Raw genomic sequence first — 19997 nt, forward strand, 5'->3', positions numbered from 1 at the left:
CATCCGGGCGTAGGAGGATCAATGGGTAGCACGACCATCACCGAAATCATTACGTTCATCTTCTCACTGCTTTCGCAGAGTGCAGAGTTCTTGAGCTGAACCTTCTGGTTACCCGAATTCGATGTCCGGAGGCGTGAAGCCCCCGGCGACACACTGGAGGAAAGATGGGCAGTATTACCGGCGGTCTCGAAGTCATCAACCAGCTCATTGGGCTCCTGCTGGCCATCGCGCCGGCGCTACTCACCGGGTCGCTGTAGACCGGAAGCATTGAGAGGCCGTGGATCTCGAATTCTCGAGCTCCACGGCCTTTGCGCTGTTCATTCCGGAATCAGTATCCAGAGTGCGAGGTACAGCAGAATTGCGGTACCGCCGGTGATGAAGGACGCTACAACGGCAGCAGCGCGGACGATATTCACGTCGATGCTGAAATAGTCGGCGATGCCTCCGCACACGCCGCCGAGCATGCGCTGCGACGTCGAGCGAGTGAAAGCGCGAGGTGCGTTGTTGTCGAAGGTCATGAGGTAATCCTGCTCTTTGTCGAGTGTGTGCACATCAGGGAGCGCCCCGATCTCCACCCTGAACTTCGCCTCGGGGTGGATTCGTACCGGACGGTTCGCGGATGGATGACCGTAGCGGCGTCGGCACCTGGCGGTGCCGTCGAAAACTCACTCGGGCAGAAGCATCCAGAGTGCGAGGTACAGCAGGACTGCGGTGCCGCCGGTGACGAATGCTGTAAGGACGGCACCGGCCCGGACGATGTTGACGTCGATGTCGAAGTAATCGGCGATGCCTCCGCACACGCCGCCGAGCATGCGCTGCGATGTCGAGCGAGTGAAGGGCCGGGGTGCGCTGTTGTCGAAGGTCATGATGAATCCGTGCTCCTTGCCGTGCGTTCGGATGTGGTGAGTGGGGAGGTCAGCGGCAGACGACGGTCAGGCCGACACCGCGCCAGACCTTCGTTTCCGTGCGAACCCAATCGTTGCGTGTGTAGTCGTACGTCGCTTCGGTTTCGGTCCGGTAGCCGCGGTCGCGTTGCTGGGTCACCGTGCAGGCACCCGAGATATTTCCCGAGCGGTTGGTGATCGAGTAGGGCGCAGCTTGGGCGCTGAGCTTCGCGGTGGCGGCATGCTCCTCCAGTCCGACGACGTTCGGCGCGGAATCTGCTGCGGCGATGCCTGTTCCGATCGTCAGTGCAGCGGCGCCGGTGAGCAGTGCCGTGAAGATGGTCTTACGCATTGGATTCTCCCGAAGTGTCTGTGAGGGCTGTCGAACCGATGCATTGATCGTGCGCTTCGGACCACCTCGGGCACATCAGGGACGGACCCCCGTCTGCACCCTGAACTTTCGGTCAGGGTTCTCTACGACAGCACCCGCACGGCGGAATCGCCGTGCGGGTGCTTCGAGTGTTCTGTTCTCGACGGAGAGTGTCAGGTACTTCTGCGTTTGGCGAGTGTCTTCTTGAAGACGATGTACGGCAGCAGCAGGCGCGCTACGAGCGCTACGGCCCACACGATGACGGTGGCGAGAATCCATGTCGTGATGCCGTCGATCCGCAGACCGTTGCTCACGAGCGCGGTGACGATGAGTGCGATCAGTGTCGAAATCAGCGCGCTGCTACCGATCAGAACCGGTGTCTTCGTCATCGCGACCTGTCGCAACAGAGGATCGATGAGGATCACGGAGACCGTGAAGATCACGACGGCGATGACGAAGGCGAAGGAGCTGAGCGACATGCCCGGGAGGACCCAGGCGCCGACGATCAGTGCAATCGCATTGGCGATCAGCGCGACGACCGTGGTGGCGAGGAGCCGAATCATGTGGAAAGCGTATCCCGGTGAGAACCGGAACACCGGACTTTACGACGCGGAGTCCGTGGCGTCCGGATCACGGCGTCGGGATCGCCGGCGTCGGGATCACCCGAGCATGGCACGATCGGAGTCATGGCCGATCGGATGCGCGTTGCTCTTGCTCTCGGGAGCGGGGGAGCGCGTGGCTATGCCCACATCGGCGCTATCCAGATTCTCGAAGAACGTGGGTTCGAGGTCGTCGGCATCGCCGGCTCGTCGATGGGCGCCCTCGTCGGCGGGGTCTACGCTGCCGGCAAGCTCGAGGAGTACACCCGCTGGGCGGAAAGCCTGACCCAGCTCGACGTCGTCCGCTTGCTCGATGTGTCTGTCACGTCTCCGGGCGTCATCCACGCGGAGAAGGTACTCAACAAGGTTCGCGAGCTTATCGGTGATGTCGTCATCGAGGATCTCCCGATCCCGTTCACAGCAGTGGCGACCGACCTGGCAGCCGGGCGTTCGGTGTGGTTTCAGCGGGGACCTGTCGACGTTGCGATCCGCGCGTCGATTGCGATCCCCGGTGTCATCACACCCTACGTGCTCAACGGCCGCGTGCTCACCGATGGCGGCACGTTGGCCCCTCTACCCGTAGCGCCGACGGTCGGCGTGTCGTCCGACCTTACGATCGGGATCAGTCTCGGTGGGGAGGAGCGCGGCCGAACGCAGTCGCCGGAGAACGTCAGCGCAGAACCGCGCCCGGCGGAGGAATGGGGCGGACGCTTCCGGCGATCCGCATCGCAGTTGCTCGACAGCGACATCGTCCGTTCGGTGGTGGGCCGATTCGGTGCAGGTGCACCGGAGGAGAGGCTCGACCCGCACGCCCCGTACGCCGACACGGACGATGGCGCCCACGACGTCGACATGGGCCCGGAGGCGATCACGGCTCCGAAGTTCAGCAGGGTGGAAGTCATGAATCGCTCGCTCGACATCATGCAGTCCACCCTTGCCCGCCACCAGCTTGCGGCGTATCCACCGGATGTACTGGTCGAAATCCCGCGCACCGCGTGCCGCAGCCTCGACTTCCACAAAGCCGCCGACATGATCGCGCTGGGACGATCGCTCACCGAGGCTGCGCTCGATGCCGCTGGGCTCGGAACCGCCTCCGGGAAAGAATCGAACGCTCCGCAGTCTGCCGACCAGGACGATGATTCGGGCCTACTCTGAGTTGGTGGAGACCGTAGCGATCCAGCTTCCCGACGGCACGACGACGTCGGTCCGCTTGTTCCCCGGACCGGAGCACCACCACGAGAACCGGCTCGACTCGTCGCGGGCCGTCGTGGTGACCGTTCCAGGGCTCGGGATCCCCGCCGGGTACTACGAGCCGTTCGCGCAGGCCCTCGTCGAATGCGGATTCGACGCGGCGATCTGCGAGCTCGCAGGTCAGGGCGACAGCCGCCCGAGGCCCGGGCCGGACAGTGAATACGGCTACCAAGACATCGTCGCGGTGCACTTTCCCGCGATGTTCGAGGCGGTACGGGAACGATTTCCCGACTCGACCCCGTTCCTGCTGGGACATTCGATGGGTGGTCAGCTCGGGGTGCTGTACGCCGCCCGTATTCGTGGCCGTCTCGGTGGGCTCGTGCTCGTCGCTTCCGGCACCCCGTACTATCGCCACTTCCCTGGAGTGCACGGACCAGGGCTCCTGTTCGGCTCGACGGCGATGTCGCTCACCGCGAGTGTCGCCGGATTCTGGCCCGGCGACAGGTTGGGCGTCGCGGGCTTCGGGCGGCAGTCGCGTCCGCTGATCTCCGATTGGGCGCGGCTTGCGCGCAGCGGCAGGTTCGAGCCTGCCGGTGCCGACATCGACTACGAAGAACGCCTGAGCCGACTGAAGCTTCCGGTTCTGTCGATCACGATCGAGGACGACGACATGACGCCGATTGCCTCGGCGCGGCACCTGATGGAGAAGCTACCCGCGGCCGACGTCACCACCTGGCACCTCGAACGGCCACTCGGGCACAACGGTTGGATCCGCGACAACGCCGACACCGTCGGGCGGGTCGCGGCCTGGCTGCGTGACCGGTGAGAACGTGACCGGTGAGAAACAGGGTGGATCCGAGCAACCGGGCTCGGATCCACACCTCTGCTACAGCTTCTCGGTCAGGAACGCGAAGGTCAGCGCCGACTTGAACGCCGCCTGCGCGTTGTCTGCGGCGCCGCCGTGCCCGCCTTCGATGTTCTCGTAGTACCAGACCTCGTGACCCTGCTCCTCGAGGAGCGCCACCATCTTGCGCGCATGCCCGGGATGCACACGGTCGTCACGGGTGGACGTGGTGATCAGGATCGGTGGGTATGCCGCGTCGGGGTCGGTGTTCTGGTACGGCGAGTATTCCGACAGGAACCTCCACTCGTCGGGGTTGTCGGGGTCGCCGTACTCCGCAACCCACGAGGCGCCCGCAAGCAGCAGGTGGTAGCGCTTCATATCGAGCAGCGGGACCTGACACACGATGGCGCCGAACAGGTGGGGGTAGCGGGTGAGCATCACCCCCATGAGTAGGCCACCGTTGCTTCCGCCCTGGATCCCGAGTTGTTCCGTTGTCGTGATACCCCGCGCGACAAGGTCTTTCGCGACCGCGGCAAAATCCTCGAACACCTTGTGGCGGTTCGCCTTCAACGCCTGCGTGTGCCAGGTGGGGCCGTACTCGCCGCCACCGCGGATGTTCGCGATCACGTAAGTGTTTCCGCGCTCGAGCCAGGCCCGACCCACACCGCCGCTGTATGCCGGGACCATCGAGTTCTCGAATCCGCCGTACCCGTACAACAGGGTCGGTGACGCGGCGCCGGTGCTACTACCGACGACGAAGTACGGTACCTGCGTTCCGTCGTCGGAGGTTGCGAAATGCTGTGTGACGGTGATGCTGTCCGAATCGAAGAACGAGGGCGCCTGCTTGATCGCCTCGAGTGGTTGCCCGACCGTGCCGGACAGCAGGGTTGCGGGGGTCGTGAATCCGCTCGAGTTGAGGAAGAAGTCGTCGCCCTCGCGCGGGTCGACGTCGATGATGGACGTCGACGTCGCACCCGGAAGCCCGTCGAGCTCTTCGTCCGACCAGCCGTCGGGTCCGGGTGTGAGGACGCGCATCCGGGTCTGGACGTCGCGCAGCGTGACCATCAGGAGGTGGTTCCGAGTCCAGGTGTACTGCTCGAGTGACGTGTGCTCGTCGGGTGTGAACAGCACCGTCATGTCGCGTGAACCCTCGAGGAACGAGGGGTAGTCGGTCGCGAGCAGGGAGCCGGCGGGGTAGCCGAGCCAGTCGGAGCGGAGGCGCACGAGCATGTGGTCGCAGTACACGCTCACCCGCGCGTCGTCCGGTACGTCGAGCTTGACCAGGGTGCCGTCGGGCTTCAGTTCGTACTGGTGCGCGGTGTAGAAGTCGATGGCGCGGTCGACGAAGCTGCGTTCGTACCCGGGGGTGTTGTCGTGGCCGGCGCCGACGGCGACGTCGGTGGTCTCGCCCTCGAACACCGTTTCCGCGTCCGCGATCGGGGTGCCGCGGCGCCAGCGCTTCGCGATCCTCGGATAGCCCGAATCGGTCAGGGTGCCGTCACCGAAGTCGGTTCCGACGAAGACGGAGTCGACATCGATCCAGCTGATGTCGGTTTTCGCTTCGGGAAGCTCGAAACTGTCCGGGCCCGACACGAACTGCCGTGTGATCAGATCGAACTCGCGGATGACGGTTGCGTCGGCACCGCCACGCGACATGCTGATGAGCGCGCGGTCCTGGTCGGGGCGCAGGACCTGAGCGCCCGACCACACCCAGTTCTCACCCTCCTCGGCGGCCACCGCGTCGAGGTCGACGAGGACATCCCACTCCGGGTCGTCGAGGACGTACTGGTCGAGTGTGGTGCGCCGCCACAGGCCGCGCACGTGCTCGGCGTCGCGCCAATAGTTGTACAGGTACCGGCCGCGGCGTCGGGCGTAGGGGATGCGCGCGTCGGTGTCGAGGATTTCCCGGATCCGGGATTCCAGCGTAGTGAAGTCATCGGTGCGTGTGTAGGCGTCGACGGTGCGGTCGTTGCGTGACCGCACCCAGTCGAGTTGCTTCTCGCCGGTGACATCCTCGAGCCAGAGGTAGGGATCGGTGGTGGTGTTGCTCATGCCCTATTTCTACCTGGACCGGAGCGGTTGGGTGCCGACGGTGGGGCCCCGGGAATGCGTCGACGGTACGCTCGCGGCCGTGCAGCTCACCCCTTCCGACGCGCAGATGTACTGGCTTGCGGAGCGGATCCGTAGTGATCAGTTCCTGCTGTACTGCTTCGCGGGCGATACCGACGCCGATGCGGTGCGTGTCGCGGTCCGGCGACGTGTCGCGGGGGTGGGGGAGCTCCGGTGCAGGATCCGCGAGGTTCCGTGGAATCTCGACTACCCGTATTGGGAACCGAGGGAGTACGGCGACGACCTGGTGGTCGAGCACGTCTTGACCGACCACACGTGGGACGAGCTTCAGGAACGCTTGGGGTCGCTGGTGGCCACATCGATCGACGCCCGGACGAGCCCGTGGCGGGTGCACGTCTTCGCGGGTGTTCTCGACGCTCCTCGCTGTGACGGGCCTGCGGTTGTTGTGGTGTTTCAGGTGTCGCACGCTTTCGCCGACGGCGCTCGGGCGACGGAACTGGTGCGCGCACTGTTCGGCACCGAGGAGCCACCGCGCTCGCCGGCTCCGGACGCTGTCTCGATGCGCGTGAAGCTGGCACGGTCGCTTCGATTTCCGGTCCAGTTCGCGCGACTCGTCGCGGCCGGACGCAGGGCTGCCGCTGCCGATCGGGCGCTGACCGACGCGACAACCGCGGGAGAGATTCCCGCGCCGGCCGCAGGGCGCCCTCTCGTCGGCGTCAATACCGACCCCGGGGACGATCGGGCCGTGCGGATGGTGGTGTGCCCCGCCGAGGTCTTCCGCGGGGCCGGCGTCACCGTCACGGTGTCGGCACTGACAGCGATCTCCGTCGCCCTGCCCCGCTTCCTGGGGTTGCGCGGCGAGACGGTGCCGGATCGGCTCGGCGTCGAGGTCACCATCGCGGTCGACGCGACAGGGGAGTCGCGCAACAACTACCGTAATGCCGGTATCGACCTGTTCGTGACCGAACCTGATCTGTCCGCGCGGGCCGCGCTGATCGCTGACGATATCGCCGATCGTCGCGCACGACTGTCGAGCCCGCTGTTGGCGCAACGTGATTCGGCGAACGAGTTCGTTCCCGCGCCGCTGTTGAAGTTCGGTGTCGATCGGTACTCTTTGGGCGAGGTTCCCGCGACCGTCACAGGGAACACGGTGGTGTCGAGCGTGAACCGCGGCCGCGCCGACCTCGAACTCGCAGGTGCCCCGGTCGTGTTCAGTGCCGGATTTCCGGGGCTGTCACCGGTGATGGCCCTGACCCATGGTGTGTACGGTCTCGGCGACACCGTCACGATCGGTATCAACTCGAGCCCACGCGCGGTGCCCGACGTCGACGAGTACGAGTCGATGCTGCGGGAGGCGATCGGCGAGGTCCGGGTCGCGCTCGGCGGGTGACCGAGACATACGCGCGCTCGGAAGACACACGCACTTTGTCGGCACGGTGTGCCTATCCGTGCGAGTCGCGGCGGTGTGGTGTCTTCCGGCGTCGCGCGTCTTCGTGGGCAAGGCGAAGAAGGCTGACGGCGATGGTCGACGTCCGAACGCCAGGATCGACGATCGCAATCCACCCCTGAGCTCGATAGACCGGATGAGGTAGGACGGTGTCGGAGGCGCTGTAGTCCACCGAGGATTCCGCTGCCCGTGGTTCCTCACCGGTGAGCTCGGTGAATCTCGCCCGGCCGACGTGGATGTTCAGTCTCCACCGATCCGGCGGGTCCAGCTCGGACCCGGTGTCGCCGGGGTAGTCCTTCGTCACGATCGTCGCGAATGGCTGCGCTCGCTGCGGGACCTGACCGTCGGGGGCGTAATAGAAGAAATGATCGCCCCACGCGACCTCGGGGAACTCACTGCCTTCGGCGGGTGCGAGTTCGAGAATCCCGTCGAAGCCGCGCACCGTCTCGAGAATCTGCTCCATACTCATGGTTCAAGTGTGCAGTTGAAGTGCTTGTGGAGGGTTTGGCAATGGGCCACGGCGACGTCGAACTGAGCACCGCCGCCGTCTCTGCGGCCACCGGATACTCGGTACAGCAGATCCGCGACCTCGAGGCTCACGGCGTCGTCGAGTCTGCTCCTCGGAAAGCCAACGGGTACCGGGTGTTCTCCGCGCGACACGTTCGCGACCTGCATGCCTACCGCGACCTCGCCGGTGCTGTCGGTCCCGTGGAGGCGCGGAACGTGATGCGGCAGATCCGGGTCCTCGCGCCCGGCGAGGCGGCCGCACTGGTGGCGTCCCTCCACATCGAACTCACTCGCGAGCGCGAACAAGCGCTCGAGGCGCGACGGGCACTTCTCCTCATCCGCGCGGAAGCGGCGACCGAGGTCGAATCTTCCGAGAGTGACACCATGACGATCACCGAACTCGCCGGCGCCCTCGGAGTTCGTGCCTCGACGTTGCGATTCTGGGAGACAGAGGGACTCGTGACGCCACATCGAGTGGCCACGAGCGCAGGATCGGCCCGTCGCTATCCGCTGGCGGCGATCCGTGAGGCTCGAATCGTCGCGGCGCTGCGGGCTGCCGGCTACCGCATACCCGATGTCCACAGAGCCCTCACCGATCTTCGCGACCTCCATGACATCGACGTGTCGCTGAGGGTGCTGGACTCGAGGATCGACGACATCGCAGCGCGAACACTTGCGCTGCTGCGTGCCGGAGCCGTCCTTGCCGAGATCATCGCCCGTCGCTGAGAACACCGAGCCCACATGTTGTACTGGTCCGCACGCAGTGAAGGGGGACACATGGGTATCTATGTAGTGACCGGGGCGGCATCCGGGATGGGCAAGGCGAGCGCCGAGCGATTGCGCGCGAAGGGGCACACGGTCATCGGGGTCGACCGATTGGACGCCGACGTCGTCGCGGATCTATCGACGCCGCAGGGGCGCTCCACGGCGATCCGGCAGACGCTCGAGCTTGCCGGCGGACGCCTCGACGGCGCCGTCCTCGCCGCCGGGCTGGGGCCCGTGGCAGGAAAGGAAACGGTGATCGCCCAGGTCAACGTGCGAGGTGTGATAGACCTGCTCGTCGGCTGGCGGCCCGCCCTCGCCGCGACCGGCAACAGCAAAGTGGTGGTGTTCGGATCGAACTCGACGACGGCGACGCCCGGTGTGCCGAACTCCGCAGTGAAGGCTTTCCTCGCCGGAGACCTCGACAAAGGAGTCAAGCGCGCAGGGCGCATCTCCGCTGCGGCGGCCCCGTTCACCTACGCGGCGACGAAGATCGCGGTCACCCGGTGGGCTCGTCGTATCGCGGTCACCGACGACTGGGCGGGTTCCGGTATTCGTCTCAATGTCATTGCACCGGGCGCAATTTCGACACCATTGCTGGAAACGCAGCTGGCCGGTCCGCAAGCGAAGCGGGTCGAGGGCTTTCCAGTACCGATCGGTGGCTTCGGTGACGCCGAGCAGATCGCCGAGTGGGTCGAGTTCATGCTGTCGCGCGCAGCGGATTTCATGGTGGGAAGTATCGTGACGGTGGACGGCGGCACCGAGGCGTATTTCCGCTCGGGCGACTGGCCTGTTGCCGTTCCGCTCAGTGGAGTGCCCCGGTACCTTCTCCGGATGTTCCGGTTCCGTCCCTGACACATGGCGTACCTGCCCGCATCATCCGATCGGTTGATGCGGATCCGAACCGCTCGGTTGATGTGCCGACCCGATGCAGGCAGGCACGCTCGATGTATGCCAATCGTAGAAGTGACCGACCTGCGCAAGTCGTACGGCGGGCGCACCGTCGTCGACGGCGTGAATTTCCATGTCGACGACGGTGAAATTTTCGGGATTCTCGGCCCCAACGGCGCGGGGAAGACCACCACCGTCGAATGCCTCTCCGGATTACGCACACCCGACTCCGGTACCGTCCGCGTCGCCGGACTCGATCCGATCGGTGACCACCGCGCTGTCACCGAACTGCTCGGTACCCAGTTGCAGGAAAGCCGACTACAGCCGAAACTGACCGTGCGCGAGGCCCTCGAGCTGTATGCCTCGTTCTACACGCGGCCCGCTGACGGTCACGCCTTGGCCGAACGTCTCGGGCTCGGGGCTCTGCTCCGCACCCAGTTCGCGAAATTGTCGGGCGGGCAGAAGCAGCGCCTGTTCATTGCTCTTGCGCTCATCGGGACACCGCGCGTGGTGGTGCTCGACGAGCTCACTACCGGACTCGACCCCCGCGGGCGCCGCGACACGTGGGAGTTGATCGAGGAGGTCCGTGACGCCGGTGTCACCGTCCTGCTGGTCACACACTTCATGGAGGAGGCCCAGAGGCTGTGCGACCGAGTCGCCGTGCTCCGCTCGGGCCGGGTCGAAGCGCTGGGCACACCTACGGAACTGATCGGCAGATCGACCACCGCCGTCGTTGTCTCGTTCCGCCCTTCGGGCCCGTTCGACGTAGGCAGGTTCGAGTCGTTGCCCGGCGTTGCCGCAGTACGAACGGATCACGAGCGGGTCGTGGTGGAGGGCAGCGAGGAGTCGGTCGAGGCCGTGCTCTCGGTGCTCTCCGGGGCAGGATTGAGCGCCGAACTACTCCGTGTGGCCGACGCAACCCTCGACGACGCCTACTTGGACATCACCGGATCGAAAGGCACATCATGACCACCTCGATCAGGAGCAGCGCGACGACCACACCGGCGATCGCGGTGTTGCGCACCGAGACGCGACTGTTCGCACGCCAACCCGCGGCGTTGTTCTGGATCCTCGTCTTCCCTGTTCTGCTCCTGACGATTCTCGGTCTGATCCCGTCGTTCCGGGAACCCGATCCCAACCTCGGAGGGTTGCGGGTGATCGACCTGTACGTGCCGGTGACGTTGCTGCTGGCGATGATCGTGGGTGGTATCCAGACGATGCCCACCGTGCTGTCGGCATACCGCGAGCAGGGCATTCTCCGTAGGCTGGCCGTGACTCCGGCACGTCCGGCGAACCTGCTGACGGCACAGATCGTCGTGCACGCCGTTGCGATTGCAGTGTCGGTGGTCCTCGCCCTTGTCGTCGGCCGTGTGGTGTTCGATGTGGCGTTTCCTGCGCAGCCGTGGGGCTATGCTCTCGCGGTGCTCGTGACCCTCGCTGCGGCACTGAGTCTCGGCGCCGCGATCTCGGCGTTGTCGTCGTCGCAGCGTGCAGCGCAGACGTTGGGCACGATCGTGTTCTTCCCGATGATGTTCTGTGCGGGGGTGTGGCTTCCGGTGCAGGCGATGCCCGAGGTACTGCAGCGGATCGTCGAACTCACTCCCTTCGGGGCGGCCGCGCAGATACTCGACCAGGCCGCAGCGGGCGAGTGGCCCGCCTGGAGTGGGCTGGCCGTGGTCATGGGGTGGACGGTGGTGCTCACCGCCGCCGCGATCCGCTGGTTCCGTTGGCAGTGACGCCTCCACCCGTCATCCTGGACACCGTGGTGACAGAGCGAACAACGACGCACGAGTTGGATGACGACCCGTGGAGCCGCTTCCACCGGTGGGGCCCGATCGCGCTGCTCGCGACCGGAACACTACTGTCCGCAGGCACCGCATCGCTGCTGATGACCCCCGATCAACAGATCCCTGCGTCGCTGCTGGTCGTGGTGCTGGCGGGTTGGGAGATCCGCCGGCTGCGTGGTCATGCGGGGTCCGGCACGGTCTACTACATCGTCCGCACGGTCCTGGCGTTCGTCCTGAGCTTGTTCAACCCGTTCTTCGCGATCTACGCCGTGATGGGCTACTTCGATGCGCCCTGGTTGGTCGGGGAACGGTGGGCTCGTGTCGGGTTGGTCGCGACGGCGGTGACTTTGGCCGGCTCACAAGCGGGGGGACTGCCTCCGCAGGATCCGGAGATCTGGATCGTCTTCGTCCTGCTGTTCGTCCTCAACTCTGCGATAGCGATGGTGGCGTACCGGATCGGGGAGCGCGACCAGCGTAGGACCGAAGAACGGATCGACGCGATCGCCGAGCTCGAACGCACGAATGCCCGTCTCGAACAGGCGCTGTCGGAGAACCAGGCACTGCATGCGCAGTTGTTGACACATGCACGAGAGGCAGGAATCGACGATGAGCGGCGTCGCCTTGCCGCGGAGATCCACGACACCTTGGCGCAGAGCCTCGCCGGAATCGTCACCCAACTGCAGGCCGCCGGGGCCACCGCGGATCCCGACGCGGCGCGACGTCATGTGGACGAGGCCGCTGACCTTGCCCGACGTAGCCTCGGCGAGGCGCGACGCTCTGTGCACAATCTCGCGCCGGAAGTGCTCGAGCACGACACACTCGAAACGGTCCTGGCCGAATCCGTGGGCCGTTGGTCCGTCGAGCACGGGATCCGGGCCGAGTTCACGGCGACGGGAACAGTGGAACACCTGCACGACGACATCGCGGCCACGCTGTTGCGGATCACTCAGGAGGCGCTCGCGAACGTGGCCAAACATGCGTCGGCGCACCGCGTCGGTGTCACCGTGTCGTACATGGACGACGAGGTGAGCGTCGACATCCGTGATGACGGGCGCGGATTCGATCTGTCGGCGGAGACGGTGGATGGATTCGGGTTGAGGGGCATGCGTTCCCGTATCGCCCGCATTGCCGGTGTTTTGGATATCGAGTCCGAAATCGGCGCCGGAACAGCAGTATCGGTACGAGTGCCGCTGGTGAAGGCGGGGTCGGTCTCGTGAGCAGCGACGATGAGGGCATCGACGAAGAGGGCATCACTGTACTGATCGTCGACGATCATCCTGTCGTGCGTGATGGGCTGCGCGGAATGTTCTCGGCCTCGGGTGAGTTCACGGTCCTGGGTGAAGCGGGCGACGGGAAGGAAGCGGTGGCGCTGGTCGCCCGATTGGATCCTGATGTGGTGCTCATGGATCTGCGGATGCCGGGAGGCGGGGGTGTCGAGGCGATCGCCGAGCTGACTTCGAGCGGTGTCCGCAGTCGGGTTCTGGTCTTGACGACCTACGACTCGGATTCCGACACCATTCCCGCGATCGAGGCAGGCGCGACCGGATACCTCCTCAAGGATGCACCGCGCGACGAACTGTTCGCCGCGGTGCGGGCTGCTGCAGAAGGACGCACGGTCCTGTCGCCGGTGGTCGCGTCGCGCCTGATGTCGCGGGTGCGCGATGCGGGCGCTCCACGGTCACTCAGCGCCCGCGAACGTGAGGTTCTGGTACTCGTGGCGAAGGGGACGTCCAACCGGGAGATCGCGCGGGTGTTGTTCGTCAGCGAGGCGACTGTGAAGACGCATCTCATCCATATCTTCGGGAAACTGAACGTGTCGGACCGTGCCGCGGCGGTGGCCGCCGCCTACGAGCGCGGAATCCTCGGCTGACCTTGTGGATCGGGTGGTGCGATGCCGAACAGCATCGCGTCGATACCCGCGACGAACGCGGCGTCGTTGTCGATCGGGGCGGTGGGGGCGTCGTCGCCGCTGCGGGTGAACAGCATTGCCAGGTGCGGGTAGTCGCCGTGAGCGAGCATGGCGACCAGATGTTCGGCACCGCCGCCCGATTGGGACGCGACTTCGCCGGCGGACTCCTGAGCGGCGAAGTTCGTCACCCATCCGCTCAACAGTGCGACGCCCATCATCGTCGCCGTCGCGTCGAGTTCCGCCGGTGCGAGTGCTCCGATGAGGTGATCGAGGTAGGCGACGGTGTTCGGACCCATGTCGGTGGCCGGGACCTCGCGAAGCCACGGGTGGCGCTGGTGCAGCACGCGCGATTGTTCCGCTACGGCCAGGACGTCGGCACGCACGTCGCCGGTGAGGGGCGCGAACACGTATTCCCCGGCGACGTGGTCGGCCATCAGCGCGAGCAGATCGTCCTTTCCGGACACGTATCGGTACAGCGACGCGGCTGAGGTGCCGAGCGCTTCGGCGACGCGGCGCATGGACAGGGCGCGCATACCTTCGCGATCTCCGAGATCGACGCAGGTTGCGGCGATATCGCTGAGCGTGTGCGTCGGGCGGGGGCCGCGCTTCGCTCCGTCGGATCTCAGCCACAGTGAGGTCGGCATGAACACAGCATGCCTCGAGCCGACATTTGCGAACGATGTTCGCAAATGTTTACACTGAATCTGCGAACACTGTTCACAGATGAGGAGATGCCCGTGAACGTCATCGAAACCGAAGGCCTTACGCGCCGCTACGGCGAGCACGCGGTCGTGGACGGGGTGGACCTCCGAGTGCGGGAAGGGACGGTGCATGCCCTGCTCGGGCCGAACGGTTCGGGCAAGACCACCACCGTGCGCATGCTGTCGACCCTGCTGCGCCCGACCTCCGGGCAGGCCAGGGTGCTCGGTTACGACACCGTCGCCGACGCCGTTCAAGTGCGGCAGCGCATCGGCCTGGTCGGTCAGTTCCACTCCGTCGACGTGCGGCTCACCGGCGCCGAGAACCTCACGATGTTCGCGCGACTCTCCGGAATCCGCGCACGCGACGCTCGTCGTCACGCCCGTGACCTGCTCGAGCGCTTCGATCTTGCCGATGCGGCCGACCGGCAGGTCCAGAGCTACTCGGGCGGCATGCGTCGCCGACTCGACATTCTCGCGGGCACCGTCGTGCGCCCCGCAGTGCTGTTTCTCGACGAACCCACCACCGGGCTCGACCCGCGCAGTCGCAACGACATCTTCGGATACATCCTGAATTTCGTGGCGGACGGCACCACAGTGGTGCTCACCACCCAGTATCTGGACGAGGCCGAACGCCTGGCCGATGCCATCACGATCCTCGACGGCGGGCGCACCGTCGCCACCGGTACGCCCGCCGAGATCACCGCCGCAGTCGGTACCGGCCTCGATATCGTCGTCCCGCCGGCCCACCATGACCGGGCCGTGCAGATTCTCGCCGGATTCGATGCCCGCGAAATGGGATCGACGGCGGTGCAGGAAGACTCGATCCGCTTGTCGTTCGGGATGGACGGTGAACCGGAGCTCCTTTCGATCCTGCGGGCTCTCGACGCCGACGGAATCGACGTCCACGACATCGGTCGACGCCGCGCGAGCCTCGACGAGGCGTTCCTCGCGCTCACCGAAAGGATCCCGGCATCATGACCACCTCCACCCATCCACACCCGACCGTGAATACAGTCACCGCGGCGCGCGTGGTGTTCGGCCGCACCATGGCCACCTACCGGCACTCGCCGGCCCTGTTCGCCGTTTCGCTCGCCGCGCCGCTGGGCATGGTCGTGTTGTTCGGCTACGTCTTCGGCGGCACGCTCGCAGGCGACGCCGATCCCTCGGCGTATCGGTCGTACCTCATGCCGGGCGTGTTCGTCCTCGTCGCCGCCTTGGGTTTGATGGCCACCGCGAGCACCGCCAATACGGATCTGAGCAGCGGGCTCACGGACCGGTTCCGTGCCCTGCCCATCGCACGGTCCGGGGTGCCGACGGGCCTCGCGCTGGCCGAGACCGTGATCGGCGTGGTGGCGCTCGCCGCGATGATGGGGGTCGGCTACCTGGTCGGGTGGCGTATCGACGCACCCGTCGGTGACGTCGCCCTGGCCATCGTGCTGCTGTTCGCCTTCCGATCGGCGCTGAGTTGGCTCGGCATCCTCCTCGGCATTGCGATCCGCGATGAGCAGGTCCTCCAGCAGGCAGCGCCGATGATCTTCGGACTCATCATGTTCTCGAACGTGTTCACGCCCACGGAGGCGATGCCGTCCGTCGTCCGCACGATCGCGGAATGGAATCCGATCAGCGCGGTGGTCGCCGCGCTGCGGGAACTGTTCGGCTCGGGAACCGCGGTGGCGGCCGATGCGGCGTGGCCGATGCACCACCCGGTAGTTGCTGCATTCGGATGGATCGCGGTGATCCTCGCGGTGACGGTGCCTGTCGCGGTGAGGCGGTACGGTGCGCAGCGATGAGTGCGAAAACTCACCTTACCGGCGGGTAACCGGACCATCAGCAGACAGCCGGATCGGGCAGGACTACCCTCTATGGCTGTGACCTCACACTATGACGTCGTTGTCCTCGGAGCCGGTCCCGGTGGGTACGTCGCTGCTATCCGCGCGGCACAGCTGGGATTGAGCACCGCCATCATCGAGCAGAAGTATTGGGGTGGTGTCTGTCTCAACGTGGGCTGCATCCCCTCGAAGGCGCTTCTCCGCAACGCCGAACTGGCGCATCTCTTCACCAAAGAGGCCAAGACCTTCGGCATCTCGGGAGATGTGTCGTTCGACTTCGGTGCAGCCTTCGACCGCAGCCGCAAGGTGGCGGACGGCCGCACCAAGGGCGTGCACTTCCTCATGAAGAAGAACAAGATCACCGAGTACGACGGTAAGGGTTCGTTCGTCGACGCCAAGACCATCGAGGTGGCGCTCACCAAGGGCGGCACCGACCGGGTGACCTTCGACAACGTCATCATCGCCACGGGTTCGGTCACGAAGTTGCTGCCGGGCACCGAGCTCAGCGACAACGTCGTGACCTACGAGGAGCAGATCCTCACCCGCGACCTCCCCGACTCGATCGTCATCGTCGGTGCGGGCGCCATCGGCATGGAGTTCGGCTACGTCCTCAAGAACTACGGGGTCGATGTCACGATCGTCGAATTCCTCGATCGTGCGCTGCCCAACGAGGACGCCGACATCTCCAAGGAGATCGCGAAGGCGTACAAGAAGCTCGGCGTCACCATCAAGACCGGCGCTGCGGTCCAGAAGATCACCGACAACGGCTCGAACGTCACGGTCGAGATCAAGGACAACAAGTCCGGCAACGTCGAGACGATGACCGTGGGCAAGGTTCTGCAGTCGGTCGGTTTCGCCCCGCGGGTCGAGGGCTTCGGCCTCGAGAACACCGGTGTCTCCCTCACCGATCGCGGCGCCATCGAGATCGACGAGCGCATGCGCACCAATGTCCCCGGCGTCTACGCGATCGGTGACGTCACCGCCAAGCTGCAGCTCGCGCACGTCGCCGAGGCTCAGGCCGTCGTCGCAGCCGAGACCATCGGCAACGCGGAGACCCTCGAACTCGGCGACTACCGCATGATGCCGCGTGCGACGTTCTGCCAGCCGCAGGTCGCGTCGTTCGGCCTGACCGAGGAGCAGGCGAAGGCCGAAGGCTACGACATCAAGGTCGCGACCTTCCCCTTCACCGCCAACGGCAAGGCGCATGGCCTGGGCGACCCGAACGGCTTCGTCAAGCTGATTGCAGACAAGACCCACGGCGAACTCATCGGCGGCCACCTCATCGGCCCCGACGTCTCCGAGTTGCTGCCCGAGCTGACCCTCGCGCAGAAGTGGGACCTGACCGTCAACGAATTGGCACGCAACGTCCACACGCACCCCACGCTCAGCGAGGCACTGCAGGAGGCCATCCACGGCCTCGCAGGACACATGATCAACTTCTGATCTTCCGCGCGGGCAGACCCCCGCTCGGATGTACCGACTCAGCTCGTGGCGACTCGACCGTCGCCGCGAGCTGCTGTCGTTTCGGACTTGCCTCGCGTCGGGCGTAGCACCAGTTCGACCAGGCAGTTCCCGTCCTGAGGGTCCGGAAGGACATCGACGGTGTAGGAGGCTCCGAGTGCGGCGGCGTGGTCGTCGAGGACGCGCTGGATCAGGCCGCGCTGGATGCCACGCACCACTTCGGGATTGCGGCGGGCGATCTCTGCGAGGGGGCACGTGCAGAGGGTGATGCTGTGCGTGCCGAACGCGTTGGTGGCCGATTGCGTTTCGAAGCCCAGCTGTTCGAGGGATTCGATGACGAGTGCGCCGGCGTCGGTCGTGGAGCAGGGAGGGAGTCCGAGCATCCCGGCCCAGTCGTCGCCGACCTCGAAGGCTTTGAGTTCGCGCTCGGCTGCATTACCCCCGATGCGCGCCGCGAGCAGGGCGACGAGATCGGTGTAGGACGGCTCTTTCACCGCGATGTAGCCCATGCGGGGCCGGCCGACCTTCTCGGCGGGCACGGCCTGGGTGCGGACGAGACCTTCGTCGAGGAGTCCGGAGAGATGGAAACGGATCGTCGTGACGTGCAGGTCGAGCGTGGCCGCGAGGTGGTGCGCGTCGAGAGGCCCTGTGGATTCCCGGAGCATGTCGAGTACGCGCTCGCGCTGCTTCACCCGCTTTGCCAACTCGCACTCCTTCGCGATCCCGGTAACCCTCGAGTGAATGAGGGTGACCTTAGTGAAAGGGCCAAAGGCTCTATATCCCACGTTGTATTTACCGTAGATTACTCCTGTAAATAGGATGTGCAGCGAGAGAGGTCGACCATGAACGACGAGCACGGAGCAGGCGACGCACTCCCGTTGGCCGATCGGGATGCTGCCCACCTGCCCGGACACTGGCTGCTTGCGCGGCTCGGCAAGCGCGTCCTTCGGCCCGGAGGCAAGGAACTGACCGCGCGGATGCTGACCGACGCGAAGTTGCGCGGCGTCGATGTCGTCGAATTCGCTCCCGGGCTGGGGCGAACCGCGCAGAGCATCCTGGAGTTCGCCCCGAAGAGCTATACCGGTGTCGAATCCGACGAGAGCGCAGCCGATCTGACTCGTAAGGTCCTCGGGTCTGCCGGTGCGGTGGTCAGCGGTGAGGCATCGAAGACCGGGCTCGACGACGCGACCGCGGATGTCGTCGTCGGAGAGGCAATGCTCACGATGCAGACCGACAAGCACAAGACGCAGATCATCGGCGAGGCGTTGCGCGTGCTGCGTCCGGGCGGGCGCTACGCGATCCACGAACTGGCGATCGAGCCCGATGAGGTCGAGGACGAGGTCAAGACCGAGATCCGCAAGTCGCTTGCACGGTCCATCAAGGTCAACGCGCGGCCGCTGACCGCGGCCGAATGGACGACGCTCCTCACCGATGCCGGATTCGAGATCGAGACCGTGGGCTTCGCTCCGATGGCGCTCCTCGAACCTCAACGCATCCTTGCCGACGAAGGCCTTGTGGGTATTGTGAAATTCGTGGGAAACGTACTGCGGGACTCCGACGCTCGCGCGCGCGTGCTGCAGATGCGTTCGACGTTCACGAAGTACAAGAAACATCTCGTCGCGATCGAGATCATCGCGACCAAGAAGGCGGCATGATGAGTGATTCCAGCGATTCGACCGGAACGATGACCGTGATCGAGGGGCTCACGCACCTCGACAAGAAGGACGGCGACGCCCCGCGTCTCGAAAAGCTTGCCTCGGGTGCGGGGGCCACCGTGATCCGGATCGGTTTTGCCGCCGGACAGATTCTGAAGGACCATCGTGCGCCGGCCCCGATCCTGGTACAGACCACCAGCGGTGACGTGTCGTTCAGCACCGCAGATCGGACGGTGCCGCTCGTGCCGGGCACCGCCGTGCACGTCGACGAGGGAGTCATGCACAACCTCGTTGCCAACACCGACTCCGTGGTGATGCTGACGATCCTGCGCTGACCGGGCGCGGAGGTCCGTGGCGCTCAGCCGCGGCCCGGACCGGCCTCCACGATCCGGGCCGCGATCACCGAGACGGGCGTGTTGGTCTCCTGCGACAGTCTCACCATCATCTGGAAGGCCTGTCCGGCCCCCACGGCAAACCGCTCCATGAGCATGCCCTTGGCCTGACCGATCAGGTCACGGCTGGCGAGCGCGGACTGGAACTGCAGTTCCTTGCGGGAAGCAAGGACCGCGATCGCGGCGTGCGCAGCGAGGACCCCGCCGACGTGCATCGACTCGGCATCGAACGAACCGGGTTCCGCCGCGAACAGGTTGAGGGCACCCGACTCGTCGCCATGCGTGAACAGCCGGAACGACAACATGCTGCGCACGCCCGCCTCTACCGCGGCCGCGGAGAACCGCGGCCACCGCTGTTCCGATCGCAGGTCGGCGGTGTGCGTCATTTCCGTTTCCAGCGCGGCATCGACGCAGGGGCCCTCTCCGAGCTCTGCCTGGATCTTGTCCACCTGTCTCGTCAGCTCGGAGGTAGCAGCGTGTGACTCGAACTCGGACGGTCCGGTGACCATGAGCACCCCGGCAGCGTCCGCACCCGGAATCAGTTCGATTGCGGCTGCGGTCAAGCGTTCGAGAGACGACTCGAGGTCGGTATCGTCCGTCATCGAACGAGCAAGATCAGCCATGATCCGGCTCAATCGTTCGTCCTGATCCGACATCGCCCGGCACCCTTCGTCGACTACTCGAGAACGATAGTCTGC

At 65.5% G+C, this 19997-nt stretch carries 23 protein-coding genes; 14 read left to right on the top strand and 9 right to left on the bottom strand.

Annotated features, from left to right (window positions below; all coding sequences use genetic code 11):
* Positions 1–317: 317 nt before the first annotated feature.
* The 4 genes from ACZ46K_RS12470 to ACZ46K_RS12485 form a co-directional block, all read right to left on the bottom strand.
* Positions 318–518 (bottom strand): PspC domain-containing protein, encoded by a 201-nt coding sequence (locus tag ACZ46K_RS12470; protein WP_054806435.1) that lies wholly within the window; start codon positions 516–518, stop codon positions 318–320.
* 147 nt (positions 519–665) lie between these two features.
* Complete coding sequence (locus ACZ46K_RS12475) at positions 666–866, bottom strand: PspC domain-containing protein (RefSeq protein WP_464748500.1); 201 nt, start codon at positions 864–866, stop codon at positions 666–668.
* A gap of 49 nt (positions 867–915) precedes the next feature.
* Positions 916–1236, bottom strand: coding sequence for a hypothetical protein (locus ACZ46K_RS12480; RefSeq protein ID WP_054806432.1), 321 nt, complete (start codon positions 1234–1236; stop codon positions 916–918).
* A gap of 191 nt (positions 1237–1427) precedes the next feature.
* On the bottom strand, positions 1428–1817 hold the full coding sequence (locus ACZ46K_RS12485; protein WP_054806436.1) for a phage holin family protein: 390 nt from the start codon (positions 1815–1817) through the stop codon (positions 1428–1430).
* A 123-nt stretch (positions 1818–1940) separates the two neighbouring features.
* On the opposite strand from ACZ46K_RS12485, the gene ACZ46K_RS12490 reads away from it, so the two are divergent.
* A complete protein-coding gene (locus ACZ46K_RS12490; protein WP_464748502.1) occupies positions 1941–3008 on the top strand; it encodes a patatin-like phospholipase family protein in 1068 nt (355 codons plus the stop codon).
* 4 nt (positions 3009–3012) lie between these two features.
* Positions 3013–3870 carry an alpha/beta hydrolase family protein gene (locus ACZ46K_RS12495; RefSeq protein WP_464748504.1) on the top strand — a complete coding sequence of 286 codons (858 nt, stop codon included), beginning with the start codon at positions 3013–3015 and terminating at the stop codon, positions 3868–3870.
* 60 nt (positions 3871–3930) lie between these two features.
* Here the strand turns inward: ACZ46K_RS12495 and ACZ46K_RS12500 are convergent, their stop codons facing one another.
* Positions 3931–5940, bottom strand: a complete 2010-nt coding sequence (locus ACZ46K_RS12500) for a prolyl oligopeptidase family serine peptidase (protein WP_464748506.1) — start codon at positions 5938–5940, stop codon at positions 3931–3933.
* Between ACZ46K_RS12500 and ACZ46K_RS12505 the strand changes: the two genes are divergently transcribed.
* The gene (locus ACZ46K_RS12505) at positions 5924–7348 is read left to right on the top strand and encodes a wax ester/triacylglycerol synthase domain-containing protein (RefSeq protein ID WP_464748508.1); all 1425 of its coding nucleotides are present in this window, start codon (positions 5924–5926) and stop codon (positions 7346–7348) included. The genes ACZ46K_RS12500 and ACZ46K_RS12505 overlap by 17 nt on opposite strands.
* A 52-nt stretch (positions 7349–7400) precedes the next feature.
* On the opposite strand, the gene ACZ46K_RS12510 is transcribed toward ACZ46K_RS12505, so the two are convergent.
* Positions 7401–7874, bottom strand: a complete 474-nt coding sequence (locus ACZ46K_RS12510; protein ID WP_464748510.1) for a DUF6194 family protein — start codon at positions 7872–7874, stop codon at positions 7401–7403.
* A 41-nt stretch (positions 7875–7915) separates the two neighbouring features.
* Here ACZ46K_RS12510 and ACZ46K_RS12515 point away from each other — a divergent pair, with 41 nt between their 5' ends.
* The 6 genes from ACZ46K_RS12515 (at position 7916) to ACZ46K_RS12540 (ending at position 13222) form a co-directional block, all read left to right on the top strand.
* Positions 7916–8638: a MerR family transcriptional regulator gene (locus ACZ46K_RS12515; RefSeq protein WP_054806434.1), complete on the top strand. Its 723-nt coding sequence runs from the start codon at positions 7916–7918 to the stop codon at positions 8636–8638.
* A gap of 51 nt (positions 8639–8689) precedes the next feature.
* Positions 8690–9529, top strand: coding sequence for an SDR family oxidoreductase (locus ACZ46K_RS12520; protein ID WP_464748512.1), 840 nt, complete (start codon positions 8690–8692; stop codon positions 9527–9529).
* A 96-nt stretch (positions 9530–9625) separates the two neighbouring features.
* Positions 9626–10534, top strand: a complete 909-nt coding sequence (locus ACZ46K_RS12525; RefSeq protein ID WP_054806187.1) for an ATP-binding cassette domain-containing protein — start codon at positions 9626–9628, stop codon at positions 10532–10534.
* Positions 10531–11301, top strand: a complete 771-nt coding sequence (locus ACZ46K_RS12530) for an ABC transporter permease (RefSeq protein WP_054806188.1) — start codon at positions 10531–10533, stop codon at positions 11299–11301. The genes ACZ46K_RS12525 and ACZ46K_RS12530 overlap by 4 nt, the downstream gene beginning before the upstream one ends.
* 29 nt (positions 11302–11330) lie before the next feature.
* Positions 11331–12569: a sensor histidine kinase gene (locus tag ACZ46K_RS12535; protein WP_464748515.1), complete on the top strand. Its 1239-nt coding sequence runs from the start codon at positions 11331–11333 to the stop codon at positions 12567–12569.
* Positions 12566–13222: a response regulator gene (locus ACZ46K_RS12540; RefSeq protein ID WP_464748517.1), complete on the top strand. Its 657-nt coding sequence runs from the start codon at positions 12566–12568 to the stop codon at positions 13220–13222. Before ACZ46K_RS12535 ends, ACZ46K_RS12540 begins: the two co-directional genes overlap by 4 nt.
* Here the strand turns inward: ACZ46K_RS12540 and ACZ46K_RS12545 are convergent.
* A complete protein-coding gene (locus ACZ46K_RS12545; RefSeq protein ID WP_054806194.1) occupies positions 13198–13905 on the bottom strand; it encodes a TetR/AcrR family transcriptional regulator C-terminal domain-containing protein in 708 nt (235 codons plus the stop codon). The genes ACZ46K_RS12540 and ACZ46K_RS12545 overlap by 25 nt on opposite strands.
* 87 nt (positions 13906–13992) lie before the next feature.
* Between ACZ46K_RS12545 and ACZ46K_RS12550 the strand changes: the two genes are divergently transcribed.
* The 3 genes from ACZ46K_RS12550 to lpdA all read left to right on the top strand — a co-directional run bounded on the left by ACZ46K_RS12550 (position 13993) and on the right by lpdA (position 17234).
* Positions 13993–14940 (top strand): ATP-binding cassette domain-containing protein, encoded by a 948-nt coding sequence (locus ACZ46K_RS12550; protein ID WP_464748519.1) that lies wholly within the window; start codon positions 13993–13995, stop codon positions 14938–14940.
* The gene (locus ACZ46K_RS12555; protein WP_054809860.1) at positions 14937–15752 is read left to right on the top strand and encodes an ABC transporter permease; all 816 of its coding nucleotides are present in this window, start codon (positions 14937–14939) and stop codon (positions 15750–15752) included. The genes ACZ46K_RS12550 and ACZ46K_RS12555 overlap by 4 nt, the downstream gene beginning before the upstream one ends.
* Before the next feature lie 78 nt (positions 15753–15830).
* Positions 15831–17234, top strand: a complete 1404-nt coding sequence (gene lpdA, locus ACZ46K_RS12560; protein WP_464748521.1) for a dihydrolipoyl dehydrogenase — start codon at positions 15831–15833, stop codon at positions 17232–17234.
* A 38-nt stretch (positions 17235–17272) separates the two neighbouring features.
* Here the strand turns inward: lpdA and ACZ46K_RS12565 are convergent, their stop codons facing one another.
* Positions 17273–17956, bottom strand: coding sequence for a helix-turn-helix transcriptional regulator (locus tag ACZ46K_RS12565; protein WP_464748523.1), 684 nt, complete (start codon positions 17954–17956; stop codon positions 17273–17275).
* Between the two features lie 138 nt (positions 17957–18094).
* Between ACZ46K_RS12565 and ACZ46K_RS12570 the strand changes: the two genes are divergently transcribed.
* Both ACZ46K_RS12570 and ACZ46K_RS12575 read left to right on the top strand, forming a co-directional pair.
* Positions 18095–18907, top strand: a complete 813-nt coding sequence (locus tag ACZ46K_RS12570; RefSeq protein ID WP_054806190.1) for a class I SAM-dependent methyltransferase — start codon at positions 18095–18097, stop codon at positions 18905–18907.
* Complete coding sequence (locus ACZ46K_RS12575) at positions 18904–19242, top strand: cupin domain-containing protein (RefSeq protein WP_464748525.1); 339 nt, start codon at positions 18904–18906, stop codon at positions 19240–19242. The genes ACZ46K_RS12570 and ACZ46K_RS12575 overlap by 4 nt, the downstream gene beginning before the upstream one ends.
* 23 nt (positions 19243–19265) lie before the next feature.
* Here ACZ46K_RS12575 and ACZ46K_RS12580 read toward each other — a convergent pair whose 3' ends face one another.
* Positions 19266–19955: a GAF and ANTAR domain-containing protein gene (locus ACZ46K_RS12580; RefSeq protein ID WP_054806191.1), complete on the bottom strand. Its 690-nt coding sequence runs from the start codon at positions 19953–19955 to the stop codon at positions 19266–19268.
* Positions 19956–19997: the final 42 nt, after the last annotated feature.

The organism is Rhodococcus sp. JCM 9793, assembly GCF_055380405.1.

Coding starts and splice junctions, on each gene's coding strand:
- ACZ46K_RS12470 (WP_054806435.1), bottom strand. CDS start 518: ATGACCTTCGACAACAACGCACCTCGCGCTTTCACTCGCTCGACGTCG.
- ACZ46K_RS12475 (WP_464748500.1), bottom strand. CDS start 866: ATGACCTTCGACAACAGCGCACCCCGGCCCTTCACTCGCTCGACATCG.
- ACZ46K_RS12480 (WP_054806432.1), bottom strand. CDS start 1,236: ATGCGTAAGACCATCTTCACGGCACTGCTCACCGGCGCCGCTGCACTG.
- ACZ46K_RS12485 (WP_054806436.1), bottom strand. CDS start 1,817: ATGATTCGGCTCCTCGCCACCACGGTCGTCGCGCTGATCGCCAATGCG.
- ACZ46K_RS12490 (WP_464748502.1), top strand. CDS start 1,941: ATGGCCGATCGGATGCGCGTTGCTCTTGCTCTCGGGAGCGGGGGAGCG.
- ACZ46K_RS12500 (WP_464748506.1), bottom strand. CDS start 5,940: ATGAGCAACACCACCACCGATCCCTACCTCTGGCTCGAGGATGTCACC.
- ACZ46K_RS12510 (WP_464748510.1), bottom strand. CDS start 7,874: ATGAGTATGGAGCAGATTCTCGAGACGGTGCGCGGCTTCGACGGGATT.
- ACZ46K_RS12515 (WP_054806434.1), top strand. CDS start 7,916: ATGGGCCACGGCGACGTCGAACTGAGCACCGCCGCCGTCTCTGCGGCC.
- ACZ46K_RS12520 (WP_464748512.1), top strand. CDS start 8,690: ATGGGTATCTATGTAGTGACCGGGGCGGCATCCGGGATGGGCAAGGCG.
- ACZ46K_RS12525 (WP_054806187.1), top strand. CDS start 9,626: ATGCCAATCGTAGAAGTGACCGACCTGCGCAAGTCGTACGGCGGGCGC.
- ACZ46K_RS12530 (WP_054806188.1), top strand. CDS start 10,531: ATGACCACCTCGATCAGGAGCAGCGCGACGACCACACCGGCGATCGCG.
- ACZ46K_RS12545 (WP_054806194.1), bottom strand. CDS start 13,905: ATGCCGACCTCACTGTGGCTGAGATCCGACGGAGCGAAGCGCGGCCCC.
- ACZ46K_RS12550 (WP_464748519.1), top strand. CDS start 13,993: ATGCCCGTGAACGTCATCGAAACCGAAGGCCTTACGCGCCGCTACGGC.
- ACZ46K_RS12555 (WP_054809860.1), top strand. CDS start 14,937: ATGACCACCTCCACCCATCCACACCCGACCGTGAATACAGTCACCGCG.
- ACZ46K_RS12570 (WP_054806190.1), top strand. CDS start 18,095: ATGAACGACGAGCACGGAGCAGGCGACGCACTCCCGTTGGCCGATCGG.
- ACZ46K_RS12575 (WP_464748525.1), top strand. CDS start 18,904: ATGATGAGTGATTCCAGCGATTCGACCGGAACGATGACCGTGATCGAG.
- ACZ46K_RS12580 (WP_054806191.1), bottom strand. CDS start 19,955: ATGTCGGATCAGGACGAACGATTGAGCCGGATCATGGCTGATCTTGCT.